Below are 22,514 nucleotides of genomic sequence, written 5' to 3'. Positions count from 1 at the left end.
ATTGACGGAACCGTCACGCAACGTAGCGTCAAGAGGGCGTCACAGCAGGTGAGTTGTGGCAAAGAACGCGGTGAGTAACGGGGTTTTTCGGGCGGAGGATTTGAACTGATCACGAGTGGGTCACTAGGGTCAGCCCTCGAACCCTCGCACGGGTGATCCCTCTCAAGAAGGAGCTCGTCTCCGTGGCGTCCCACCGTCGTCCCAAGCAGCCGAGCCGCACGCGCGTGACCGTGCTCACCACCGCCGCTGCCGCCGCTGTCGCTCTCAGTTCCCAGGCCGCCAACGCCGCGCCGAGCGAGAAGCCGAGCAAGGACGAGGTCAAGGCCAAGGTCGACAAGCTCTACCAGGAGGCGGAGCAGGCCACCGAGAAGTACAACGGGGCCAAGGAGAAGCAGGAGAAGCTCCAGAAGGAGATCTCCACCATCCAGGACAACGTCGCCCGCGGCCAGGAGGAGCTCAACGAGCTGCGCGACGGCCTCGGTTCGATGGCCAGCTCCCAGTACCGCTCCGGCGGGATAGACCCGTCCCTCCAGCTGTTCCTGTCCGCCGACCCGGACAACTACCTGGACAAGGCCTCCACCCTCGACCAGCTCAGCGGCCAGCAGGTCGAGACGCTGAAGAAGGTCCAGGAGAAGCAGCGCGACCTCGCCCAGCAGCGAGCCGAGGCGTCCGAGAAGCTCAAGGACCTCTCCGCCACCCGGACCGAGCTGGGCAAGAAGAAGAAGGAAGTCCAGGGCAAGCTCTCCTCCGCGCAGAAGCTGCTCAACTCGCTCACCGCGCAGGAGAAGGCCGCCCTCCAGGCCGACGAGCAGCGCGCCACCCGCAGCAGCGAGCGCCAGGTCCTCACCGGCACCGGCACCCCCGCCTCCGGCCGGGCCGCCGCCGCCTTCGCCGCCGCCCAGAGCAAGCTCGGCACGCCCTACGTCTACGGCGCCACCGGGCCGTCCTCCTTCGACTGCTCGGGCCTGACCTCCTGGGCCTACGCCCAGGCCGGCGTCGGCATCCCGCGCACCTCCGAGGCGCAGACCGGCGCGGGCACGCGCATCTCCTCGATGAGCCAGCTCCAGGTCGGCGACCTCGTCTTCTTCTTCAACGACCTGCACCACGTCGGCCTCTACGCCGGCAACGGCCAGGTCCTGCACGCGCCGCGCACCGGAACGGTCGTCCGCTACGAGTCGATGAGCACCATCGGCGGTCCGTTCATGTTCGGCGTCCGGGTCTGACCCCAGCCCCTCCCGCCGCCCCGTACAACCCTCGAGGCCGCCTCGCCGTGCCGCCCGTTCGGGCGAATCGTGGCAGGCCCTCGGGACTCCCGCCCCGCCGGTGACCTGCGTCAGCGGCGGGGTCGCGCGTTGTGCGCTCCTCCGAGGTCGTTGGTGGGTGCCCCGCCGCGGGGTTACTGTCTGCCGCGTTTCCCTGTCCGCCAGCGGAAGGAGTGCGGCTTCCCGTGGGGTCCCATCGCCGCCTTGCACCAACCGGGTTCGACCGCGGGTCCACCGCCGCCGTCGGCCTGATCTCCGTCGCCGCCGCGCTCCTGGGCGCCGTACCGGCCACGGCCGCCCCGCAGGACGACCGGCGGGCGGAGGTGGACCGGCTCCACACGGAGGCGGAGCGGGCGACCGAGGCGTACAACAAGGCCGACGCGCGCACCGACGCCCTGCGCAAGGAGGTCAGCACGGCCCAGGACGCGATCGCCCGGCAGCAGGCGCGGATCAACTCCATGCGGGACGCGCTCGGTTCGCTGGCCGGCGCCCAGTACCGCTCCGGCGGCATCGACCCGTCGCTGGCGCTGCTGCTCTCCGCCGAGCCGGACGACTACCTGGACAAGGCCTCCGCGCTCGACCGGGTCACCACGCACCAGGCCGGTCAGCTCAAGGAGCTCCAGGAGGCCATGCGCGACCTCGCCCAGGACCGCGCCGAGGCCGGACGCAAGCTCGCCGAGCTGGAGAAGGGCCGCAAGGCCGTGGCCGCCCACAAGAAGACGGTGGAGCGCAAACTCGCCGAGGCCCGCAGGCTGCTCAACTCCCTCCCGGACGAGGAGCGCGCCGCCCACGACCGCGGCTCCCGCTCCGGCCGCACCGACCTGACCGCCCCCGGCGGCACCGCCCCCGCCTCGGGCCGCGCGGCCGCCGCCGTGGCCGCCGCCCGCTCCGCCCTCGGCAAGCCGTACGTCTGGGGAGCCAACGGCCCGAGCGGCTTCGACTGCTCCGGCCTGACCCAGTGGTCGTACGCCCAGGCCGGCGTCGGCCTGCCGCGCACCTCGCAGGCGCAGTCCGGGGCCGGACAGCGCGTCTCCCTGTCCGAGGCCCGCCCCGGCGACCTCGTCGCCTACCGGGACGACGCCAGCCACATCGGCATGTACGTCGGCAACGGCCAGGTCATCCACGCGCCCTACCCCGGCGCCCCCGTCCGCTACGACCCGGTGGGCATGATGCCGGTCTCGTCGGTGACCCGCGTCTGATGCGGGCGGGTGCCTGCCGGCGGGGCCGCGGCCGGGACGACGGCGCCGCGACCGGGGCCGGGTGCGCATCGCGGCGGGGGCGTCGGCCCGGGGCGCCGGGCGGGGGCGGCCCTTCCGGTTCTCCCGTCCCCTGACTCCCGCGGCCCGACGCCCGTACGATCGGGAAGGTGGCTGGTCGAAGGCGGGTGTCGGGTTCCTCGGTGGTGGCGCTGTGCCTGCTGCTCGTGTCCCTCGTGGCCTGCGGCGGCCGGACCACCACCGCGGACCCGGTCCGCACCGAGGTCCAGGGGGTGCTGGACCGGCGGGCCGCCGCAGTCCTCGGCCACGACCGCTCCGCCTACGCCCGCACCGGCGCCGCGGCCTCCTTCGACCACCTCGACGCGGTGCCGCTCGCCGCCTGGTCGTACCGCGTCACCGACGTGGACCGCGCCGGTGACACCGCCACCGCCGACGTCGAGCTGCGCTACCGGATCGACGGCTACGACCAGGGACCCGTCACCACCCGGCGCACCCTGCGGCTGAGCCGGGACGGCGCGGACGGCCGGTGGTCCGTCGACTCCGACCGGCCCGCCGAGAAGTCCGGCCAGCAGCCGTGGGACCAGGGCGACGTCAGGGTCGTCCGGGGCACCCACAGCCTCGTGCTGGGCGTGGGACAGTCCAGCGAGGCGCTGCGCGGCTTCGCGGACCTGGCCGACCGGGCGGTGCCGGCCGTGTCGGACGCCTGGGAGCGGGACTGGGCCCGGCGGGTCGTCGTCCTGGTCCCGAAGCCGCTGGAGGCGATGGCGGGCCTGCTCGGCTCGCCCGCGTCCTCGTACCGGGGCATCGCGGCGGTCACCACCGGCGAGACCGGCGGGCGGGAGCACGCCCCCGCCGACCGGATCATCGTCAACCCCGACGCGTACGGCCTCCTCGGCACCCTCGGCAAACAGGTCGTCCTCACCCACGAGACCACCCACGTCGCCACCCGCGCCGACACCACCGCCGCCACCCCGCTGTGGCTCTCCGAGGGCTACGCCGACTGGGTCGGCTACCGGGACAGCGGCCGCACCCCCGCCCAGGCCGCCCCCGAACTGGCCCGCGCGGTGTCCGAGGGCCGGACGCCCGCGGACCTGCCGACCGACGAGGACTTCGGGTTCACCGCCGACGCGGACCAGCTGGCCCGCGCCTACGAGGGCGGTTGGCTGGCCTGTCTGATGATCGCCGACCGGTGGGGCGAGGAACGGCTGGACGCCTTCTACCGCGCGGTGGGCGCGCACGACGAGCGGGCGGGCGCGGTGGAGGACGCGATGAACGGGGTGCTCGGGATCACGCCGGAGGAGTTCACGGCGCGGTGGCGGGAGTATCTGCGGACGGAGTTCGGCTGAGCCGGCCCTTCGCCTCGGCCCGTCCGCGCGGCACCGCGTCCCGCCACAGGACGCGGGCCGCGACCAGTGCCGCGGCCACCAGCAGGCCGTTGCGGACGAAGAGCAGCGCGACGCCGAACGGGTCGCTCGCGACGACCTGCGCGAAGTACAGCGGGAACTCCAGCACCGTCACCAGGCTCGCCACCAGTACCAGGGCGGCCGGCACGCGCATCCGGCTCGCCCGGAAGCACCCGCAGACCGCCGCCAGGCCGACCAGCCACACCAGATACTGCGGGCTGATCACCCGGCTCGTGACCGTGAACATCAGCACCGCCGTGAACGCCGCGTCCGCCGCCGTGTGCGTCGCGAACCGCGAGGCCGCGAGCCGCCACAGCAGCAGCCACGCGAACGCGAGGGCGGTCAGCGCCAGCGCCACCGTGCTCACCGTGCCCACGTGGGGGCCCAGGAACTCGACCGAGCCGTAGTTGAGCAGCACCTCGCCGTCCCAGCCGAAGTGCCGGGCCACGTGGAAGACCAGCGCGCCCAGCGACTCCACCTCGGTGCCCCGCTCCCGCTGGAACGTCAGGAACGCGAACGCCCCGGGCATCGTCACGGCGAACAGCCCCGCCAGTCCGGCCACGCCCAGCGCCGCGGCGGCCCACGGGGCGCGACCGCGCATCCCGAGGAGCACCAGCGCCGGCCACACCTTCAGCAGCGCCCCCAGACCCACCAGGGCCCCCGCCACCCGCGGATGCCGGCCCGCCGCCAGCAGCGCCGCCACCGCGACGGCGGTGACCATCACGTCGTAGCGGGCGTACACCGTCGGACCGAGCAGCGGTACGCCCACCACCCACACCCACGCCCCGCGCGGCGAACGCCCCGAGCCCCGGCCCGCGCGCCACAGCAGGGCGAGCACGGCCAGGTCCGCCAGGCAGGCCAGGACGAAGAAGGCCGTCGCGTACTCCAGGAAGGGCAGCAGCGCGGGGGAGAGGATCGCGAAGGCCGCGGCGGGCGGGTACTGCCAGGTGACGTCGCCCAGCGGAAACGTTCCGGTGCGCAGGACCTCGTACCAGCCCCGGTAGATGACGGACACGTCGCTGGTGACGTCCGGGCCCGGGAAGACCCACACCTTCAGCACGAACAGCAGGAGCACCAGCCGCGTGGCGCCCCAGGCCGTCAGCGGCCACACCGGTGACCGCCTCGCGTCCGTCGTCTCCACGTGCTCCCTGCCCGTCCGCGTGCCGTGCCGTGCGGCCATGATGACCCGGACACCTGTGCGCGTGCCACAGGACGCGGCCGGGCCCCGGGCCGTCCGGACGGTTCGGTAGGGTCGGCGGCGTGCGCAAGACCTTGATCGTGACGAACGACTTCCCGCCCCGCCCGGGCGGCATCCAGGCCTTCCTGCACAACATGGCGCTACGGCTGGACCCCGAGCGGCTCGTCGTCTACGCCTCCACCTGGAAGCGGAGCCGCGAGGGCGTCGAGGCCACCGCCGCCTTCGACGCCGAGCAGCCCTTCACCGTCGTACGCGACCGCACGACGATGCTGCTGCCGACGCCGGGTGCGACCCGTACGGCCGTCCGGCTGCTGCGCGAGCACGGGTGCACGTCGGTGTGGTTCGGGGCGGCGGCGCCCCTCGGCCTGATGGCCCCGGCACTGCGCAGGGCGGGCGCCGAGCGGATCGCCGCCACCACCCACGGCCACGAGGCGGGGTGGGCCCAGCTGCCCGCCGCCCGGCAGCTGCTGCGCCGGATCGGGGAGTCCACGGACACGATCACCTACCTCGGCGAGTACACGCGCTCCCGGATCGCGGGTGCGCTCACGCCCGAGGCGGCCGCGCGGATGGTGCAGTTGCCGCCCGGCGTCGACGAGAAGACCTTCCACCCCGGCAGCGGCGGCGACGAGGTGCGGGCCCGGCTGGGCCTGACCGACCGGCCGGTCGTCGTGTGCGTCTCACGGCTGGTCCCGCGCAAGGGCCAGGACACCCTGATCCGGGCGATGCCGCGCATCCTCGCCGCCGAGCCGGACGCCGTCCTGCTGATCGTCGGCGGCGGCCCCTACGAGAACGACCTGCGCCGCCTCGCCGAGGAGACCGGCGTCGCCGCCTCGGTCCACTTCACCGGGGCCGTCCCCTGGTCCGAGCTGCCCGCCCACTACGGCGCCGGCGACGTCTTCGCCATGCCGTGCCGCACCCGCCGGAACGGGCTCGACGTGGAGGGCCTCGGCATCGTCTACCTGGAGGCCTCCGCGACCGGCCTGCCCGTCGTCGCCGGCGACTCGGGCGGCGCCCCCGACGCGGTGCTCGACGGCGAGACGGGGTGGGTGGTGCGGGGCGGCGACCCCGACCAGGCCGCCGACCGTATCGTCACGCTCCTGGGCGACCCGGAGTTGCGCCGCAGGATGGGAGAGAGGGGCCGCGCCTGGGTGGAGGAGAAGTGGCGCTGGGACCTGCTGGCGGAGCACCTGAAGGCGCTGCTGTAGCGCAGGGCGCCCTCGGAACGCCGGTGAACGGCATGCCGGGAAGGGGCGCGGGGAACTGCGCGACAAGCCACAACGAACCCGCACTCGCTGACGAACCGCCCCGGCACCCCACAGGCGCCCTACTTCGCGTAAATCGCCTCGATCTCGTCCGCGTAATCCTTGGCCACAACGCTCCGCTTCAGTTTCAGCGACGGCGTCAGGTGCCCGGAGTCCTCCGTGAACTGCGCCCCCAGCACCCGGAACTTGCGCACCGACTCCGCCTTGGAGACGGCCGAGTTCCCGTCGTCGATCGCGTCCTGGATCGCCGCGAGCAGATCCGGGTCCTCCCGCAGCGACACCGCGGTCGAGCCGGCCGGCTTCCCGTGGTCCGCGCACCAGCGGCCGAGGAACTCCTCGTCGATGGTGACCAGCGCGCCCACGAAGGGCCGCCCGTCGCCGACCACCATGCACTCCGCGACCAGCGCGTGCGCGCGGATGCGGTCCTCGATCACGGCCGGGGCGACGTTCTTGCCGCCCGCGGTGACGATGATCTCCTTCTTGCGGCCGGTGATCCGCAGGTAGCCGTCCTCGTCCAGGGTGCCGATGTCCCCGGTGTGGAACCAGCCGTCGGCCAGCGCCTCGGCGGTCGCGCCCGGGTTGTTCCAGTACTCCTTGAACAGGTGCTCGCCGTGCAGCAGCACCTCCCCGTCGTCCGCGATGCGCACCACGGACCCGGGCAGCGGCTGCCCGACCGTGCCGATCTTCTGCCGGTCCCAGGGGTTGAAGGCGGTGGCCGCGCAGGACTCGGTCAGGCCGTAGCCCTCCAGGACCGTGAAGCCGATGCCGCGGAAGAAGTGGCCGAGCCGCTCGCCGAGCGGGGCGCCGCCGGAGATGGCGTACTCGCCGCGCCCGCCGAGGACCGTGCGGAGCTTGGAGTAGACGAGCTTGTCGAAGACCTTGTGCTTGATCTTCAGACCGAGGGACGGGCCGGACGGCGTGTCCAGCGCCTTGCTGTACGCGATCGCCGTGTCCGCGGCCTTGTCGAAGATCTTGCCCTTGCCGTCGGCCTGCGCCTTGGCGCGCGCCGAGTTGTAGACCTTCTCGAAGACGCGCGGCACACCGAGGATCAGCGTCGGCCGGAAGGCGGCCAGTTCGTCGGTGAGGTTCTTGATGTCCGGGACGCAGCCCAGCTTGATCGGCGCGATCATCGGCGCGACCTGGACGAGGCGGCCGAAGACGTGGGCGAGCGGGAGGAAGAGGAGCACCGAGCACTCACCGGTGCGGAAGAGCGGGCGCAGCCGCTCGACGACGTTGCCGCACTCGGCGAAGAAGCTGCGGTGGGTGAGCACGCAGCCCTTGGGGCGGCCGGTGGTGCCGGAGGTGTAGACGATGGTCGCCGGGTCGTCGGCCTTGGCGATCGAACCGCGCTCCTCGACGGCCTGGTCCGTCACGTCCTGACCCAGGCGCCCCAGCTCCTCCACGGCACCGGCGTCGATCTGCCAGACGTGCTTGAGGGCGGGCAGTTGCTCGCGCACCGACTCCACGGAGGCGGCGTGCCCGGCGGACTCCACGACGCACGCGGTGGCGCCGGAGTCACTGAGGATCCACTGCACCTGCTCGGGCGAGCTGGTCTCGTACACCGGCACGGTGATCGCGCCCGCGCTCCAGATCGCGAAGTCCAGCAGCGTCCACTCGTAGCGCGTACGGGACATCAGCCCGACCCGGTCGCCCGGCTGCACGCCGGACGCGATGAGGCCCTTGGCGGCGGCCTGCACCTCGGCGAGGAAGTCGCGGGCGGTCACGTCCTGCCAGGCGCCGCCCACCTTGCGGGCGATGACGGCGACGTCCGGGTGCTGCGCGGCGTTTCGGCGGACGATGTCGGTCAGGTTTCCGTCCGAAGGGACCTCGTACAAAGCCGGAAGGCTGAACTCGCGCAAGACTGCTGCTCCTCATAGGGCGCCGGCGCCACGACACTGTGTGATGCGACGGTGCGGTCCAAGGCTGGGCAAGCGCTCGGGACGACTCATGCGGAATTCACATGTTGAAATCCAGAGCACGACTGGACTGCCCGGACGTTACCCGCCGGTATGGCCTCTCCGACAGGGGGTCCCCGCGAGATGTTCGCTGCGTCACACGGATGGGGTTTCCTTCGCGCACAGTAGTCGACACACCGACCGACCAGCCAGTAACCGCAGGTCCGACCGCCACTGTTCACAAGAGGCACGCGCTGCTTACGCTTGATCGTCATGGCACCCACACCGCCCGGTAACACGAGGACCCGCGTCCACGTGGTCAGCGACGTCCACGGCAACGCCCGCGATCTGGCCGGGGCCGGCGACGGCGCCGACGCCCTGATCTGCCTCGGCGACCTCGTCCTCTTCCTCGACTACGCCGACCACTCGCGCGGCATCTTCCCCGACCTCTTCGGCGTCGCGAACGCCGACCGCATCGTCGAGCTGCGCACCGCCCGGCGCTTCGCCGAGGCACGGGAGTTCGGGGCGCGGCTGTGGGCGAGCGTCGACGGCGACCGGGCGGCGCTGATCGAGGGGGCGGTGCGCCGGCAGTACGCCGAGATGTTCGCCGCCTTCCCGACGCCGACGTACGCCACCTACGGCAACGTCGACATGCCGGCCCTGTGGCCCGAGTACGCCGGTCCCGGCACCACCGTGCTCGACGGGGAACGGGTGGAGATCGGCGGCCGGGTCTTCGGCTTCGTCGGCGGCGGACTGCGCACGCCGATGCGGACGCCGTACGAGATCGACGACGAGGAGTACGCCGCGAAGATCGAGGCCGTCGGCGAGGTCGACGTGCTGTGCACGCACATCCCGCCGGAGGTGCCGGAGCTGGTCTACGACACGGTGGCGCGGCGTTTCGAGCGGGGCAGCCGGGCGCTGCTGGACGCCATCCGCCGCACCAGGCCCCGGTACGCGCTGTTCGGGCACGTGCACCAGCCGCTGGCGCGGCGGATGCGGATCGGGGCGACCGAGTGCGTGAACGTCGGGCACTTCGCGTCGACGGGGAAGCCGTGGGCGCTGGAGTGGTGAAGGTCTGCGGACCGACCTGCGCAGGCAGGTGGTGACGGCGGCGGTGCCCGTGCGCGATAGCCTTCACGCGGCACACACGTGCGCGCCACGGGCGCACGACGACCCTCAGTACCGGCCCGCATCCGACAGGAGCCACGGCGATGGCGGAACACACCAGCTCGAGCATCACCATCGAGGCGGCACCGGCCGACGTCATGTCGGTGATCGCCGACTTCGCCCGCTACCCGGACTGGACCGGCGAGGTGAAGGAGGCCGAGGTGCTCGCCTCCGACGCGCAGGGGCGCGCCGAGCAGGTCCGGCTGGTCATGGACGCCGGGGCGATCAAGGACGACCAGACCCTCGCCTACACCTGGAACGGTGAGCACGAGGTCTCCTGGACCCTGGTCAAGTCCCAGATGCTGCGCTCCCTCGACGGCTCCTACCTGCTCAAGCCGGCGGGCACGGGCACGGAGGTCACCTACCGGCTCACGGTCGACGTCAAGATCCCGATGCTCGGCATGATCAAGCGCAAGGCGGAAAAGGTCATCATCGACCGGGCTCTGGCGGGCCTGAAGAAGCGCGTGGAGTCGGGCAACTGAGCTGCGGGCGGTCGCCGAACCGCCGCAGCCGCGGGCAGTCGGTCGCCATACCGCCGTAGCCGCGGGCAAGTCGTGCCTCCCCAGTGCCTGAACGGCCTGGGAGGTACCCCCAGGGCGGCACGGGTGGACGGTGGGGGTCCCCCCGCTCGAGCGAAGCCGAGAGTGGGGGAGGCACCCCGCACCGCCGGGCCGCGCACCCCACCCGCCCCGCGCCCCCACGCCGGTCGACGAGCCCAACCGGCGGAGCCCCCAGGTACCGTTCACCCCCATGCGCACCATCCTGATCACCGGCCCCGGCGGCAGTGGCCGTACCACCGTCGCCGCCGCCACCGCGCTCGCCGCCGCCCGGCAGGGCACCCGCACCCTCCTCCTCGGCGCCGACCGCGACGACACCCTCGGCGCCGCGCTCGGGGTGCGCACCGGCCCGGAACCGGTCACCGTCGAACCCGGCCTCACCGCCCGCCGCCCCGACCCCGCCCAGGGCTTCCGGGACGGCCTGGCCGCGCTGCAGGACCGCGCCGCCTCCGCCCTCGACCTGCTCGGCGCCTCCCGCCTGGACCCCGAGGAACTCACCCCCCTGCCCGGCGCCGACGAACTCGCCTTGCTGCGAGCCCTGCGCGACGCCGCCCTCGCCGAGGCGCACGACCTCCTCGTCGTCGACCTCCCGCCCGCCCCGCGCGCCCTCGCCCTGCTCGCCCTGCCCGAGGAACTGCGCCGCTACCTGCGCCGCCTCCTCCCGCCCGAGCGGCAGGCGGCCCGCGCCCTGCGCCCCGTGCTCGGCCGGCTGGCCGGCGTCCCCATGCCCGCCGAGGCGCTGTACGAGGCCGCCGCCCGCTGGGACCTGGAACTCGCCGCCACCGAGGCCGTCATCGCCGACCGGAACACCGTCGTACGGCTGGTCGCCGAACCCGGCCCGGCCGGTGCCGACGCCGTGCGCTCCACCGGCCTCGGCCTCGCCCTGCGCGGCCTGCGCACCGACCTGCTGGTCGCCAACCGCGTCCTGCCCGAGGAGGTCCCGGCCGACAGTTGGCTCGGCGGCCCCCTCGCCCAGCAGCGCAAGGCACTGGAGGAGTGGCAGGGCGCGTACGACGTCCGCACCGTCGCCCACCTGGGACGCGACCCGCGGGGCGCGGACGACCTCGCCGCGCTGGACGTCCCCGTCGTCGCCCCGGACGCCACCCCGGCCGAGTGGCCTGTCGCCGACCGGCTGGCCGAGGACGGCGTCCTGGTCTGGCACATCCCGCTGCCCGGCGCCGTACGGGAGGAACTCGACCTGGTCCGCCGCGGCGACGAACTGGTCGTCACCGCCGGGCCGTTCCGCCGGATCGTCCCGCTGCCGTCCGCGCTGCGCCGCTGCACGGTCGACGGAGCCGCCCTGCGGGAGGGCACCCTCGCCGTCCGGTTCACACCGGACCCCCGGCTGTGGCCGCGAGGACGCTGAACCCGCCGCGCCCGTTCGGGTAACGTCGTAAGGACGAACCGTAGTCAGGAGTCCGTCATGAGCGAAGAGCTCCCGTCCGAGGCCGACCGCCCCGACGAGGCCGACGCGGTCGACGAGGTGCGGGCCACCGACGCCGACGCCTGGGCGACGGCGTGTGCCGAGGACCTGGAGGCGGAGAAGGCCCGCCGTCGCGCCGAGTACGGCCCGCCCCCCGGCTCGGCGGCCGAGGAGCTGCGCCGGCTCGTCGACACCGTCGCGGACAAGCTGTCCGGCCTCCAGTCCCCCCTGTTCGGCCAGGTCGCCGGGCCGGCCGCCCAGCAGGTGGTCCGGCAGGTCGTCCAGCAGGCCAAGGCCGCCGTCGAACCGGTCATCGAGCGCAACCCGGACGTCTTCGACCACCTCGCGGCCGCCGGCGGTGAACTCCTCGCCGCCTACCGCTCCGCGGTCCAGAACCAGGAGCGCCGCTGGACCGCCGGGGACGACACCGCCTCCGAGGACCCGCGCGACCCCCGCGACCTGGACGGACGAGGCGACGACGGCAAGGACGACGGCGACGGGGGCACCGGCCCCGGGCAGCGCATCGACCTGGACTGAGCCCTGCCTCGGGTACGGTTGGCCATAGCGGGGCTCGACCGAACTGAGGGATTCATGGGACTCACCATCGGCGTCGACATCGGCGGCACGAAGATCGCGGCCGGCGTGGTCGACGAGGAAGGCAACATCCTCTCGACCCACAAGGTGCCGACCCCCACCACGCCCGAGGCCATCGTGGACGCCATCGCCTCGGCGGTGGAGGGCGCGCGCGTGGGGCACGAGATCGTCGGCGTGGGCATCGGCGCCGCCGGATACGTCAACCGCCAGCGCTCCACGGTCTACTTCGCGCCCAACATCGACTGGCGCCAGGAGCCGCTGAAGGAGAAGGTCGAGGCCCGCGTCGGCCTCCCGGTCGTCGTGGAGAACGACGCCAACGCCGCGGCCTGGGGCGAGTACAAGTTCGGCGGCGGCAAGGGCCACCGCAACGTCATCTGCATCACCCTCGGCACCGGCCTCGGCGGCGGCATCATCATCGGCAACAAGCTGCGCCGCGGCCACTTCGGCGTGGCCGCCGAGTTCGGTCACATCCGCATGGTGCCGGACGGCCTGCTGTGCGGCTGCGGCTCGCAGGGCTGCTGGGAGCAGTACGCGTCGGGCCGGGCGCTGGTGAGGTACGCCAAGCAGCGCGCCAACGCCACCCCGGAGCGCGCCGAGGTGCTGCTCGCGCTCGGCGACGGCACCCCTGACGGCATCGAGGGCAAGCACATCTCCGTCGCCGCCCGCCAGGGCTGCCCGGTCGCCGTCGACTCCTACCGCGAGCTGGCCCGCTGGGCCGGCGCCGGACTCGCCGACCTGGCCTCGCTCTTCGACCCGTCCGCCTTCATCGTCGGCGGCGGCCTCTCCGACGAGGGCGACCTGGTCCTGGACCCGATCCGCAAGTCCTACAAGCGGTGGCTGGTCGGCGGCAACTGGCGCCCGGTCGCCGACGTGATCGCCGCCCAGCTCGGCAACAAGGCCGGCCTGGTCGGCGCCGCCGACCTGGCCCGGGAGCCCGACCCGATCATGTGACGATCACTCCCTGGCAACGGGGACTGCGTCGACCTCAGGGGCGCGGGGCGGAGTCCATTCGGGGCTCCGGCCCCGTGGGCGCGACGAGCCACGCACCACCGGCAGTTGCCCACGCTCCCCGCGCCCCGAGCTCTTCGGCGTACATTGATCCACATGGAGCCGCTCCCCAACTCCCGCACCGAACCCGACGGTTCCGCCGTCATCCGGGTCCTCAGCTACAACATCCGTTCGATGCGCGACGACACCGCCGCCCTCGCCCGCGTCATCGCCGCCTGCGACCCCGACCTCGTCCTCCTCCAGGAAGCGCCCCGCTTCTTCCGCTGGCGCAAGAAGCTGGCCCGACTCGCGGCCGCCTCCGGGCTGGTGATCCTCTCCGGTGGCGCCACCGCCGCCGGCCCCGCGCTGCTGTGCTCCCTGCGCGCCACCGTCGAGCGCACGGAGGACGTGTTGCTCCCGCTCGCCCCCGGCCGGCACCGCCGCGGCCTCGCCACCGCCGTCGTACGCATCGGCGGGGCCCGCCTCGGCGTGCTGAGCTGCCACCTCTCCCTCGACGCGGAAGAACGGCACGAGCAGGCCGGCCTGCTCCTGGGCCGACTGGCCGGCATGGGCGTGACCCACGCCGTGGCGGGCGGCGACCTGAACGAGCGCCCGGGCGGACGCACCTTCCGGCGGCTCGGCGACGGACTGCGGGACTGCTGGACGGCGGCACCCTGGGGCAGCGAGTACACCTTCCCCGCCTCCGGCCCGGACCGGCGCATCGACGCGGTCTTCGTCACGGAGGGCATCGAGGTGCTGGGCTGCGGAGTCCCGCTCGGACTCCCCGGCGTCGCCGAGGACGACCTGAGGGCGGCCACGGACCACCTCCCAGTCCTGACCGCCCTCCGCCTGCCCGCGTCCGGCGACTGAGCCGCGTACCCGCGACCCGGTGCCGGACCCGGACCACTAGACCACCGCGCCCCGGCCCGGGTCGTCGTCCTCCTCGTCACCCGTGCGCATCCGCATGACCAGCGTGGCGAAACCGCCGAGGAAGCCGCCGACGCTCACCGTCGTCAGCCACCAGGTCATGTCCCAGTCCAGCACCACCGCCAGCAGGAGCAGGACCGGCCCGCCGAGCACACCCAGCCAGGCGAACTTCGCGGTGGTGTCGCCCTCGGGCAGCGGCGGCGGCTCGGGCGGTACGAAGTGGCCCTCGTCCTCCTCGCCGAGATCGTCCTCCGAGGGCTCGGCCAGGCTGTGGTCGCGCGGGCCGGCCACCCCGGGGGCGAAGGCGACGGAGCTGCCCAGCGGACGGGCCGAGGCGGGCTGGTCCGGCGTGGTCCGGTCGGCCTCGGGCCGGTCGTCGTTGGTCTCGGCCTCCAGCAGCGCCAGGTCGTCCACCGACTTGAACGGCTTCGCGCCCGGCGGGTCCGGCGGCTCGTCGCCGTAACCGGCCACGATCGCGGCCCAGGCGGCGTCCTCGTCCAAGGGCACGGCCGGGTCACCGGGGCCGCGGTCGGCCGCGTGCTCCCGTCCCTCCCGGTGCTCCGGCGTCCGCTCCAGGTCCCGGTCCTCGCGCTTCCCGCGCTCCTCGCGGTCCTCGCGGTCGGAGTCGTGCTCAGCCACCTGTGGTCGTCCCTTCCTTACCGAGACCGGGCTCCGGCTCCCCGACGGAACCAGGCGCGAGCCGGCCGATGAACGCGACGCTCTCAGCGAAGATCCGGTCCGCGTCGTGGTCCAACGTCGCCACGTGGTAGCTCTGTTCCAGCAGGACCTCCGTCACGTCCGTCGACGAGACCCGGCCGAGGATGCGGGCCGAGTCGGCCGGCGGCACCACGTGGTCCTGCGGACTGCGCAGCAACAGCAGCGGCTGGGTCACCTGCGGCAGATCGCGGTCGGCCAGCCGGAAGAACGCGCGCAGCGAGTGCGCCGCGTGCAGCGGCACCCTGTCGTACCCCAGCTCGGTGCTGAGCGGCTTGGCGATGTCGCTGGCGATGCCCTTCGTCGCGGGCACCAGATGGCGCAGGACCGGGAGGGCGTGCTGGGCCACCCCGTGCATCCGGTTCGCCGGGTTGACGACCATGACGCCCGAGACCGCGTCCCCGTGCTTGGCGGCCAGCCGCAGCGCCAGCGCGCCACCCATGGACAGGCCGGCCACGAAGACGAGCGCGCAGCGCTCCCGCAGGGCGCGCAGCTCGCGGTCCACCTCCGCGTACCAGTCCTGCCAGCCGGTGACCTGCATGTCCTGCCAGCGGGTGCCGTGCCCGGGCAGCAGCGGCAGGGCGACGGTCAGGCCGTGCGCGGCCAGGTGGCGGGCCCAGGGGCGCAGGGACTGCGGGGAACCGGTGAAGCCGTGGCAGAGGAGGACGCCGACCTCCCCGCCCTCATGGCGGAACGGCTCGGCTCCGGGCAGGACCGGCACGTCTCGGTCTCCTGTCGTCAGCGGGCCGGCACAGCCGGCACGTCGGGCGCGGTACGCGCGGGGGTGCGTACACGCGGATGCGGTACATGCGGGCGCGGTACTTGCGGGTACTTCACCGTACGCGACCGCACTGACACCGACCAGGGCCGTCGGGGCCATTGACGGTGCCCCGGGTTAAGGTCTGACCACAGACACAGGAGGCACTCGGTTGTTGTACGGCGCGATGAAGGTCACCGTCGGGGGTTCGCTGAAGCTCGCCTTCCGGCCCTGGGTGGAAGGCCTGGAGCACATCCCGGCCGACGGCCCGGCGATCCTGGCGAGCAATCACCTGTCGTTCTCCGACTCGTTCTTCCTGCCCGCCGTCCTCGACCGCAAGGTGACCTTCATCGCCAAGGCCGAGTACTTCAACACGCCCGGGGTCAAGGGCCGGCTGACCGCGGCCTTCTTCAAGGGCGTCGGCCAGCTCCCGGTGGACCGCTCCGGCGCCCGCGGCGCGGGCGAGGCCGCCATCAAGAGCGGCATAGAGGTCCTGGAGCGCGGTGAGCTGTTCGGCATCTACCCCGAGGGCACGCGCTCGCCGGACGGCCGCCTCTACCGCGGCAAGCCCGGCGGCCTCGCGCGCGTGGCGCTCGCCACCGGCGCTCCCGTCATCCCGGTCGCCATGATCGACACCGAGAAGATCCAGCCGCCCGGCAAGGTGATGCCGAAGCTGATGCGGCCCGGCATCCGCATCGGCGAGCCCCTCGACTTCACCCGCTACCAGGGCATGGAGCACGACCGCTTCGTGCTCCGCGCGGTGACCGACGAGGTCATGTACGAGATCATGAAGCTCTCCGGCCAGGAGTACGTCGACATGTACGCGACCGCCATGAAGCGGCAGCTCGCGGAGGCGGCGAAGGCGGAGAAGGAGGCGGGCAAGGCGGCGAAGGCCGCGCTCGCCCAGGCGGAGAAGGAACAGGCCGCCAAGGAGAAGGCGGCCGCCGGACAGGACCGGCCGGCGGACCGGTCCGACGAGCGGTCCGGCGACCGGTAACGCCCGGACATCGGGCAGCGGGACGTACGGGCCAGGGGGCGGGGGGACATGGCCAGGCGCGAGAAAGTCATGAGGATGTCGGTCGAGCAGCCGCTGTGGCGCGCGCTCGCCGGCTACCGCGTGCTCACCATGCTGTACGCGATCGGCTTCTTCGCCACCGCCCACTCCGGCTTCACCCGCCCCTGGCTCGCCGTCGCCTACTACGCCGTCCTCTTCGTCTGGACCCTGGCGACCCTGCCCAAGGTGGCGGGAGCGGCGAGCTGCACCAAGCGGTTCCTCACCGCCGACCTCACCATCGCGCTCACCGGCATCCTGATCACCCCGCTCGCCGACGCGCCCGAGCGGGTCGCGGACGGCGGCCCGACGCTGCCGTCGATATGGACCGCCGGCTCCGTCCTGGCCTTCGCGATCAAGGGCGGCTGGCGCTGGGCGGCCGTCGCCTCCACCCTGGTCGCCGTCGCCAACCTGATCGAACGCGGCTCCCCGGCCCGCGACACCGTCCACAACGTCATCCTGGTCTGGGTCGCCTCCATCGCCATCGGCTACGTCGTCGAGGTCGCCCGCGCCTCCGAGCGCACCCTCGCCCGCGCCCTGGAGATCGAGGCGGCGACCAGGGAGCGGGAGCGGCTCGCCCGCGACATCCACGACAGCGTGCTCCAGGTCCTCGCCATGGTGCAGCGGCGCGGCGCCGTGATCGGCGGTGAGGCGGCCGAACTGGGCCGGCTGGCCGGCGAGCAGGAGGTCGCCCTGCGCACCCTGGTCTCCGGCGGCCTGGTGCCCGTGTCCCGCGTGTCGGAGGACGCCGCCGAGGGCGCCGTCGTCCGCGCGGTGGACGAACCGGAGGGCACGGACACCGGCGGCCCCGTCGACCTGCGGACCCTGCTCGCCCCGTACGCGGGCTCCCTCGTCAACCTCGCCGAACCCGGCGCGCCGGTCCTCCTGGCACCCGGCGCGGCCCGGGAGCTCGCGGCCGCCGTGGGGGCCGCCCTGGACAACGTACGCAAGCACGTCGGCGCGGACGCCCGGGCGTGGATCCTCGTCGAGGACGAGCCCGACGAGGTGATCGTCACCGTCCGCGACGAGGGCCCCGGCATCCCCGAGGGCCGGCTCGCCGAGGCCGAGGGCGAGGGGCGGCTGGGCGTGGCCCTGTCGATCCGGGGCCGGCTGCGCGACCTCGGCGGCACGGCCGAACTGATCTCGGTGCCCGGGCAGGGCACGGAGGTCGAACTGAAGGCACCGAAGAAGACCGGCAGTACCACCGCACGGGGGAAGGCAGCGGACCGATGACCGAACGACAGGAACCGATCAGGGTCATGGTGGTCGACGACCACCCCATGTGGCGCGACGCCGTCGCCCGGGACCTCGCGGAATCCGGCTTCGACGTGGTCGCCACCGCCGGCGACGGCGACCAGGCCGTGCGGCGCGCCCGGGCCGCCGCGCCCGACGTCCTCGTCCTCGACCTCAACCTGCCCGGCAAGCCCGGCGTCCAGGTCTGCAAGGAGGTCGTCGGCGCCGACCCGAAGCTGCGCGTCCTCGTGCTCTCCGCGAGCGGGGAGCACGCCGACGTGCTGGAGGCGGTGAAGTCCGGCGCGACCGGCTACCTGCTGAAGTCGGCCTCCACCGAGGAGCTGCAGGACGCGGTGCGCCGCACGGCCGCCGGCGACCCGGTGTTCACCCCCGGGCTGGCCGGACTGGTCCTCGGCGAGTACCGCCGCCTCGCCTCCGAACCGGCCCCCGCCGCGGAGACCGGCGACCCCGGGGCGCCCCGGCTCACCGACCGCGAGACCGAGGTGCTGCGCCTGGTCGCCAAGGGCCTGAGCTACAAGCAGATCGCCGAACGCCTCGTCATCTCCCACCGCACCGTGCAGAACCACGTCCAGAACACCCTCGGCAAGCTCCAGCTGCACAACCGGGTGGAACTGGTGCGGTACGCGATAGAACGGGGTCTGGACGACGCGTGACCCCGCGCGGGACAGTGGCGGTGGCCTGAACCACCCGCTGTGGCAAGGGAGTTGCGCGATGAAGGTCGGAGTGCTGACCGGAGGCGGTGACTGCCCCGGGCTCAACGCCGTCATCCGGGCCGTCGTCCGCAAGGGCGTGCAGGAGTACGGCTACGAATTCGTCGGCTTCCGGGACGGCTGGCGCGGCCCCCTGGAGGGCGACACCGTCCGCCTCGACATCCCGGCCGTCCGCGGCATCCTGCCCCGCGGCGGCACCGTCCTCGGCTCCTCGCGCACCAACCCGCTCCGGCACGAGCACGGCATCCGGCGCATCGAGGAGAACCTCGCGAAGCTCGGCGTCGAGGCGCTCATCACCATCGGCGGCGAGGACACCCTCGGCGTCGCCACCCGCCTCGCCGACGAGTACGGCGTGCCCTGCGTCGGCGTGCCCAAGACCATCGACAACGACCTGTCCGCCACCGACTACACCTTCGGCTTCGACACGGCCGTGGGCATCGCCACCGAGGCCATCGACCGGCTCCACACCACCGCCGAGTCCCACATGCGGGTCCTGGTCGTGGAGGTCATGGGCCGGCACGCCGGCTGGATCGCGCTGCACTCGGGCCTGGCCGGCGGCGCCAACGTCATCCTCATCCCCGAGCAGCGCTTCGACACCGAGCAGGTGTGCGCCTGGGTGACCTCCCGGTTCCGGGCGTCGTACGCCCCGATCGTGGTCGTCGCCGAGGGGGCGATGCCGCGCGACGGCGACATGGTGCTCAAGGACGGGACGCTGGACTCCTACGGGCACGTCCGGCTGTCCGGGGTGGGCGAGTGGCTGGCGAAGGAGATCGAGAAGCGCACCGGGAAGGAGGCCAGGACCACGGTCCTCGGTCATGTCCAGCGCGGCGGCACGCCCAGCGCCTTCGACCGCTGGCTCGCCACCCGGTTCGGGCTGCACGCCATCGACTGCGTCCGCGACGGCGACTTCGGAAAGATGGTCGCCCTGCGCGGCACGGACATCGTCCGCGTCCCCATCGCCGAGGCCACGGCCCGGCTGAAGACGGTCGATCCGAAGCTGTACGAGGAGGTCGGGGTCTTCTTCGGCTGACCGGCGGCCGTGCGCCCCGCGCCGTATATTCGGCCCGGAGTCCGGCTACAGCCCGAGCGCGGCAGAACGGGAGCGGTCATGGAGATCCTGGCCTTCGGCGTACAGGCCGACGAGCGGCCCCTGATCGAGCGGGCCTTCCACGGCCACGACGAGATCCGCTGTCTGGACGTCTTCCTCAACGAGGACACCGCCCCCATCGCGGCCGGCCACGAGATCGTCTCCACGTCCGTCAACGCCGACCTCGGCGCGGCCGTCCTGGAGATCCTCGCGGCCGGCGGCACCCGGATGGTGGCCCAGCGTTCCACCGGCTTCAACAACATCGACCTCGACACGGCCGAGCGGCTCGGCATGACCGTCGCCCGGGTGTCGTACTACTCCCCGTACTCGGTCGCCGAGTTCGCCTGGACCCTCGCCATGGCCGTCAACCGGCGGATCGTGCGCGCCTCCACCCGCACCCGCGACTTCGACTTCCGCCTGCACGGCCTGATGGGCCGGGACATGCACGGCCGCACCGCCGGCGTCCTCGGCACCGGCAAGATCGGCGAGGCCTTCGCCCGCATCGCCCACGGCTTCGGCATGCGACTGCTGGGCTGGGACGTCGCCGAGAACCCCGCCTGCATGGAGCTGGGCATGCGCTACGTCCCCAAGGACGAGCTGCTCGCCCGCTCCGACCTGGTCTCCCTGCACCTGCCGCTGATGCCCGCGACCCAGCACCTGATCGACGCGCCCGCCCTGAAGGCGATGCGGGACGACGCCATCCTGGTCAACTCCAGCCGCGGCGGCCTGATCGACACCGCCGCCCTGGTCACGGAGCTGCGCGCGGGCCGCTTCACCGGCGTGGGCCTGGACGTCTACGAGGCGGAGGCGGGCCTGTTCTTCCTCGACAAGTCCCTGGAGGCCATCGCCGACGACACCCTGGCCCGCCTCGTCACCTTCCCGAACGTCCTGGTCACCTCGCACCAGGCGTACTACACCGAGGACGCGGTCGGGCAGATCGTCGACGCCACGGTGAAGAACGTCCTCGACTACCTGGAGGGCCGCCGTTCGGAGAACGTGCTCGTGCCGCGCAGCTGACCGGCCAGCTCCCGTACGATCGCCGCGCCGTTCAGCGTCAGCACGGACTCCGGGTGGAACTGCACCCCGGCGAAGCCCGGCCCGCGCAGGGCGTGCACCTCACCGCCCGCCGCACGGCTCACCTCCACCCCGTGCGCGGCCAGCTCCAGTGCCGCCCCGTCGTCGCAGCGCGCGGTGAAGCTGTTGTAGAAGCCCACGGTCTCGCGCCGCCCGAACAGGTCGATCTCCGTCTGCGCCCCCTGGTACGGCACCTCCCTGCGGACGATCTCCAGCCCCAGCTCCGCCGCGATCAGCTCGTGCCCGAGGCAGACCCCGAGGACGCCGTGCCGCCGCTGACGGAGGACGTCGGCGGTCAGCGCGCGCAGGAAGCGCATCTTCGGATCGGCGGGGTCGGACGGATCACCGGGACCGGGCCCCAGCACCACCGGGCCCTCGTGCCCGAGCACCGCCTCGCGCAGCCCCTCCTCGTCGTACCGGCGCACGCTCACCGCGAGCCCCGACGAGCGCAGCACGTGCGCGAGCATCGCCGTGAAGGTGTCCTCCCCGTCCACGACCAGGGCATGGCCCGTGAGCGCGTCCGACGGCTCCTGCATCCGCAGCCAGAACGGCGCCAGCGAGGCCCGGCGCCCGTCCAACGCCGCCCGCACCCGGGGGTCGTCGGCCAGCTTCGGCCGCCCCGACTCCGCACGCGGGCGGGACGGGCGCACGCCCAGCGCCGCCAGCACCCCGGCCGCCTTGGCGTGGGTCTCCGCGACCTCGCCCGCCGGGTCCGAGCCCCGCACCAGCGTCGCGCCGACCGGTACCCGGAGCCGTCCGCCCGCGTCGATGTCGGCGGTACGGATGAGGATGGGGGAGTCGAGGGTCTGGGCACCGCCGGAGTCCCTGCCGAGCAGCGCCAGCGCCCCCGCGTAGTACCCGCGCCCGCCGGCCTCGTGCCGCTCGATGACCCGGCAGGCGTTCTGCACCGGCGATCCGGTGACCGTCGCCGCGAACATGGTCTCCTTCAGCACCTCCCGCACGTCCAGCGAGGACTTTCCGCGCAGCTCGTACTCGGTGTGCGCGAGGTGCGCCATCTCCTTCAGCCGGGGCCCGACGACGACACCGCCCATGTCGCCGACGGTGCACATCATCTTGAGCTCCTCGTCGACCACCATCGACAGCTCCTCGATCTCCTTGCCGTCGGCGAGGAAGCCCAGCAGGTGCTCGGGGGTCGGCCCCTCGGCGGGATAGCGGTACGTCCCGCTGATCGGGTTCATCACCACCGTGCCGCCGGACATCCGCACGTGCACCTCGGGGCTCGCCCCGACCAGCGTCCGGTCCCCGGTGTGCACGACGAACGTCCAGTACGCGCCCCGCTCGCCCTCCAGCAGCCGCCGGAACAGCGCCAGCGCGTCGGCCCGCCCGAACCCGTCGATCCGGCCCTCGTACGTCCGCCGGATCACGAAGTTGGCCCCCTCGCCCGCCCCGATCTCCTCGTCCAGCACCCGCCCGACGATCTCCGCGTACTCCTCGTCGTCCACGTCGAAGCCGCCGCCCTCGACGCGGACGTCGTGCGCGGGCAGGGCGGCGAGGACGTCGGCGAGCGGGACGTCGTACCGCTCCTCGGGGGTCAGCACCAGCAGCGGCGTGCCGTCGTCGCGGACGTCGAAGCCGCGCTCACGGATCTGCCGGAAGGGGACGAGCGCCAGACCCTCGCCGGGCAGGTCGGCGAGCCGGTCGTGCTCGGTCACCGGGCCGAGCAGCAGTTCCACGGTGTCGTGATCGTGGCCCGGGGTGCGGCGGCGGAGCAGGGCGAACGGGCGGGGGTCGGCCAGGAGGCCGTCGAGCGGTGTCATGGGTCCGGTTCCTTCTCGGTTGTCGGGAGAGGAACGGACCCGGTCGCACGAACACCGAAGGCCGCCCCTCGGGCGGCCTTCGCGAAGTCCTACGTCACGCGCAGTCAGTGGGCCGCCGGGTGAGCGGTCCACCACCAGTTCTGGGTCAAGTGCGCGAACATACGGCGCAGCGTACCCCACCGCACGGGTGTCCACGG

21 protein-coding genes are annotated in these 22,514 nt (G+C 73.3%); 15 read left to right on the top strand and 6 right to left on the bottom strand.

The window, feature by feature from the left end:
- Nucleotides 1–182: 182 nt before the first annotated feature.
- The 3 genes from ACLIN4_RS09765 to ACLIN4_RS09755 all read left to right on the top strand — a co-directional run bounded on the left by ACLIN4_RS09765 (nt 183) and on the right by ACLIN4_RS09755 (nt 3,825).
- Nucleotides 183–1,223, top strand: a complete 1,041-nt coding sequence (locus ACLIN4_RS09765) for a C40 family peptidase (RefSeq protein ID WP_411576747.1) — start codon at nt 183–185, stop codon at nt 1,221–1,223.
- 224 nt (nt 1,224–1,447) lie between these two features.
- Nucleotides 1,448–2,461 (top strand): NlpC/P60 family protein, encoded by a 1,014-nt coding sequence (locus ACLIN4_RS09760; protein ID WP_289903798.1) that lies wholly within the window; start codon nt 1,448–1,450, stop codon nt 2,459–2,461.
- Nucleotides 2,462–2,628: 167 nt separating this feature from the next.
- The gene (locus tag ACLIN4_RS09755; protein WP_411575674.1) at nt 2,629–3,825 is read left to right on the top strand and encodes a hypothetical protein; all 1,197 of its coding nucleotides are present in this window, start codon (nt 2,629–2,631) and stop codon (nt 3,823–3,825) included.
- Here the strand turns inward: ACLIN4_RS09755 and ACLIN4_RS09750 are convergent.
- Complete coding sequence (locus ACLIN4_RS09750) at nt 3,782–5,023, bottom strand: glycosyltransferase family 87 protein (protein WP_289903800.1); 1,242 nt, start codon at nt 5,021–5,023, stop codon at nt 3,782–3,784. The genes ACLIN4_RS09755 and ACLIN4_RS09750 overlap by 44 nt on opposite strands.
- Before the next feature lie 119 nt (nt 5,024–5,142).
- Here ACLIN4_RS09750 and ACLIN4_RS09745 point away from each other — a divergent pair, with 119 nt between their 5' ends.
- The gene (locus tag ACLIN4_RS09745; RefSeq protein ID WP_411575673.1) at nt 5,143–6,285 is read left to right on the top strand and encodes a glycosyltransferase family 4 protein; all 1,143 of its coding nucleotides are present in this window, start codon (nt 5,143–5,145) and stop codon (nt 6,283–6,285) included.
- A gap of 119 nt (nt 6,286–6,404) precedes the next feature.
- Here ACLIN4_RS09745 and ACLIN4_RS09740 read toward each other — a convergent pair whose 3' ends face one another.
- Nucleotides 6,405–8,201, bottom strand: coding sequence for an AMP-dependent synthetase/ligase (locus tag ACLIN4_RS09740; protein WP_289903805.1), 1,797 nt, complete (start codon nt 8,199–8,201; stop codon nt 6,405–6,407).
- A 351-nt stretch (nt 8,202–8,552) separates the two neighbouring features.
- On the opposite strand from ACLIN4_RS09740, the gene ACLIN4_RS09735 reads away from it, so the two are divergent.
- The 6 genes from ACLIN4_RS09735 (at nt 8,553) to ACLIN4_RS09710 (ending at nt 13,835) form a co-directional block, all read left to right on the top strand.
- Nucleotides 8,553–9,308, top strand: a complete 756-nt coding sequence (locus ACLIN4_RS09735; RefSeq protein ID WP_179350161.1) for a metallophosphoesterase family protein — start codon at nt 8,553–8,555, stop codon at nt 9,306–9,308.
- Nucleotides 9,309–9,448: 140 nt separating this feature from the next.
- The gene (locus tag ACLIN4_RS09730; protein WP_107477436.1) at nt 9,449–9,886 is read left to right on the top strand and encodes an SRPBCC family protein; all 438 of its coding nucleotides are present in this window, start codon (nt 9,449–9,451) and stop codon (nt 9,884–9,886) included.
- A 268-nt stretch (nt 9,887–10,154) separates the two neighbouring features.
- Nucleotides 10,155–11,327: an ArsA family ATPase gene (locus tag ACLIN4_RS09725; protein WP_289903808.1), complete on the top strand. Its 1,173-nt coding sequence runs from the start codon at nt 10,155–10,157 to the stop codon at nt 11,325–11,327.
- Nucleotides 11,328–11,384: 57 nt separating this feature from the next.
- Entirely contained in the window at nt 11,385–11,921 is a 537-nt protein-coding gene (locus ACLIN4_RS09720; protein ID WP_107477434.1) for a DUF5304 domain-containing protein, read from the top strand.
- A 54-nt stretch (nt 11,922–11,975) separates the two neighbouring features.
- On the top strand, nt 11,976–12,929 hold the full coding sequence (locus ACLIN4_RS09715) for an ROK family glucokinase (protein ID WP_007448618.1): 954 nt from the start codon (nt 11,976–11,978) through the stop codon (nt 12,927–12,929).
- Nucleotides 12,930–13,082: 153 nt separating this feature from the next.
- Nucleotides 13,083–13,835: an endonuclease/exonuclease/phosphatase family protein gene (locus tag ACLIN4_RS09710; RefSeq protein ID WP_411575672.1), complete on the top strand. Its 753-nt coding sequence runs from the start codon at nt 13,083–13,085 to the stop codon at nt 13,833–13,835.
- 36 nt (nt 13,836–13,871) lie between these two features.
- On the opposite strand, the gene ACLIN4_RS09705 is transcribed toward ACLIN4_RS09710, so the two are convergent.
- Both ACLIN4_RS09705 and ACLIN4_RS09700 read right to left on the bottom strand, forming a co-directional pair.
- The gene (locus ACLIN4_RS09705) at nt 13,872–14,531 is read right to left on the bottom strand and encodes a hypothetical protein (RefSeq protein ID WP_100044189.1); all 660 of its coding nucleotides are present in this window, start codon (nt 14,529–14,531) and stop codon (nt 13,872–13,874) included.
- Nucleotides 14,524–15,327 (bottom strand): alpha/beta hydrolase, encoded by an 804-nt coding sequence (locus ACLIN4_RS09700; protein ID WP_107477433.1) that lies wholly within the window; start codon nt 15,325–15,327, stop codon nt 14,524–14,526. Before ACLIN4_RS09700 ends, ACLIN4_RS09705 begins: the two co-directional genes overlap by 8 nt.
- A gap of 223 nt (nt 15,328–15,550) precedes the next feature.
- On the opposite strand from ACLIN4_RS09700, the gene ACLIN4_RS09695 reads away from it, so the two are divergent.
- From ACLIN4_RS09695 to ACLIN4_RS09675, 5 genes are all read left to right on the top strand, one after another.
- The gene (locus ACLIN4_RS09695) at nt 15,551–16,360 is read left to right on the top strand and encodes a lysophospholipid acyltransferase family protein (protein WP_179342392.1); all 810 of its coding nucleotides are present in this window, start codon (nt 15,551–15,553) and stop codon (nt 16,358–16,360) included.
- A gap of 48 nt (nt 16,361–16,408) precedes the next feature.
- Nucleotides 16,409–17,647: a MacS family sensor histidine kinase gene (gene macS / locus ACLIN4_RS09690; protein WP_289903828.1), complete on the top strand. Its 1,239-nt coding sequence runs from the start codon at nt 16,409–16,411 to the stop codon at nt 17,645–17,647.
- Nucleotides 17,644–18,321, top strand: coding sequence for a response regulator (locus ACLIN4_RS09685; RefSeq protein WP_030971926.1), 678 nt, complete (start codon nt 17,644–17,646; stop codon nt 18,319–18,321). Before macS ends, ACLIN4_RS09685 begins: the two co-directional genes overlap by 4 nt.
- Nucleotides 18,322–18,379: 58 nt before the next feature.
- Nucleotides 18,380–19,408, top strand: a complete 1,029-nt coding sequence (locus ACLIN4_RS09680) for a 6-phosphofructokinase (protein ID WP_107477431.1) — start codon at nt 18,380–18,382, stop codon at nt 19,406–19,408.
- A 78-nt stretch (nt 19,409–19,486) separates the two neighbouring features.
- On the top strand, nt 19,487–20,482 hold the full coding sequence (locus ACLIN4_RS09675; RefSeq protein ID WP_100044184.1) for a 2-hydroxyacid dehydrogenase: 996 nt from the start codon (nt 19,487–19,489) through the stop codon (nt 20,480–20,482).
- Here ACLIN4_RS09675 and ACLIN4_RS09670 read toward each other — a convergent pair.
- Together ACLIN4_RS09670 and ACLIN4_RS09665 are read right to left on the bottom strand one after the other, a co-directional pair.
- Entirely contained in the window at nt 20,434–22,317 is a 1,884-nt protein-coding gene (locus tag ACLIN4_RS09670) for an anthranilate synthase family protein (RefSeq protein ID WP_411575671.1), read from the bottom strand. The genes ACLIN4_RS09675 and ACLIN4_RS09670 overlap by 49 nt on opposite strands.
- Before the next feature lie 104 nt (nt 22,318–22,421).
- On the bottom strand, nt 22,422–22,478 hold the full coding sequence (locus tag ACLIN4_RS09665) for a trp operon leader peptide (RefSeq protein WP_143657523.1): 57 nt from the start codon (nt 22,476–22,478) through the stop codon (nt 22,422–22,424).
- Nucleotides 22,479–22,514: the final 36 nt, after the last annotated feature.

This window comes from Streptomyces mutabilis (genome assembly GCF_046628145.1).
Taxonomy (GTDB): Bacteria; Actinomycetota; Actinomycetes; order Streptomycetales; family Streptomycetaceae; genus Streptomyces; species Streptomyces mutabilis.
This window is presented reverse-complemented; position numbering and strand designations above follow the sequence as displayed.

Coding starts and splice junctions, on each gene's coding strand:
- ACLIN4_RS09695 (WP_179342392.1), top strand. CDS start 15,551: ATGAAGGTCACCGTCGGGGGTTCGCTGAAGCTCGCCTTCCGGCCCTGG.
- ACLIN4_RS09725 (WP_289903808.1), top strand. CDS start 10,155: ATGCGCACCATCCTGATCACCGGCCCCGGCGGCAGTGGCCGTACCACC.
- ACLIN4_RS09675 (WP_100044184.1), top strand. CDS start 19,487: ATGGAGATCCTGGCCTTCGGCGTACAGGCCGACGAGCGGCCCCTGATC.
- ACLIN4_RS09720 (WP_107477434.1), top strand. CDS start 11,385: ATGAGCGAAGAGCTCCCGTCCGAGGCCGACCGCCCCGACGAGGCCGAC.
- ACLIN4_RS09680 (WP_107477431.1), top strand. CDS start 18,380: ATGAAGGTCGGAGTGCTGACCGGAGGCGGTGACTGCCCCGGGCTCAAC.
- ACLIN4_RS09710 (WP_411575672.1), top strand. CDS start 13,083: ATGGAGCCGCTCCCCAACTCCCGCACCGAACCCGACGGTTCCGCCGTC.
- ACLIN4_RS09715 (WP_007448618.1), top strand. CDS start 11,976: ATGGGACTCACCATCGGCGTCGACATCGGCGGCACGAAGATCGCGGCC.
- ACLIN4_RS09670 (WP_411575671.1), bottom strand. CDS start 22,317: ATGACACCGCTCGACGGCCTCCTGGCCGACCCCCGCCCGTTCGCCCTG.
- ACLIN4_RS09730 (WP_107477436.1), top strand. CDS start 9,449: ATGGCGGAACACACCAGCTCGAGCATCACCATCGAGGCGGCACCGGCC.
- ACLIN4_RS09685 (WP_030971926.1), top strand. CDS start 17,644: ATGACCGAACGACAGGAACCGATCAGGGTCATGGTGGTCGACGACCAC.
- macS (WP_289903828.1), top strand. CDS start 16,409: ATGGCCAGGCGCGAGAAAGTCATGAGGATGTCGGTCGAGCAGCCGCTG.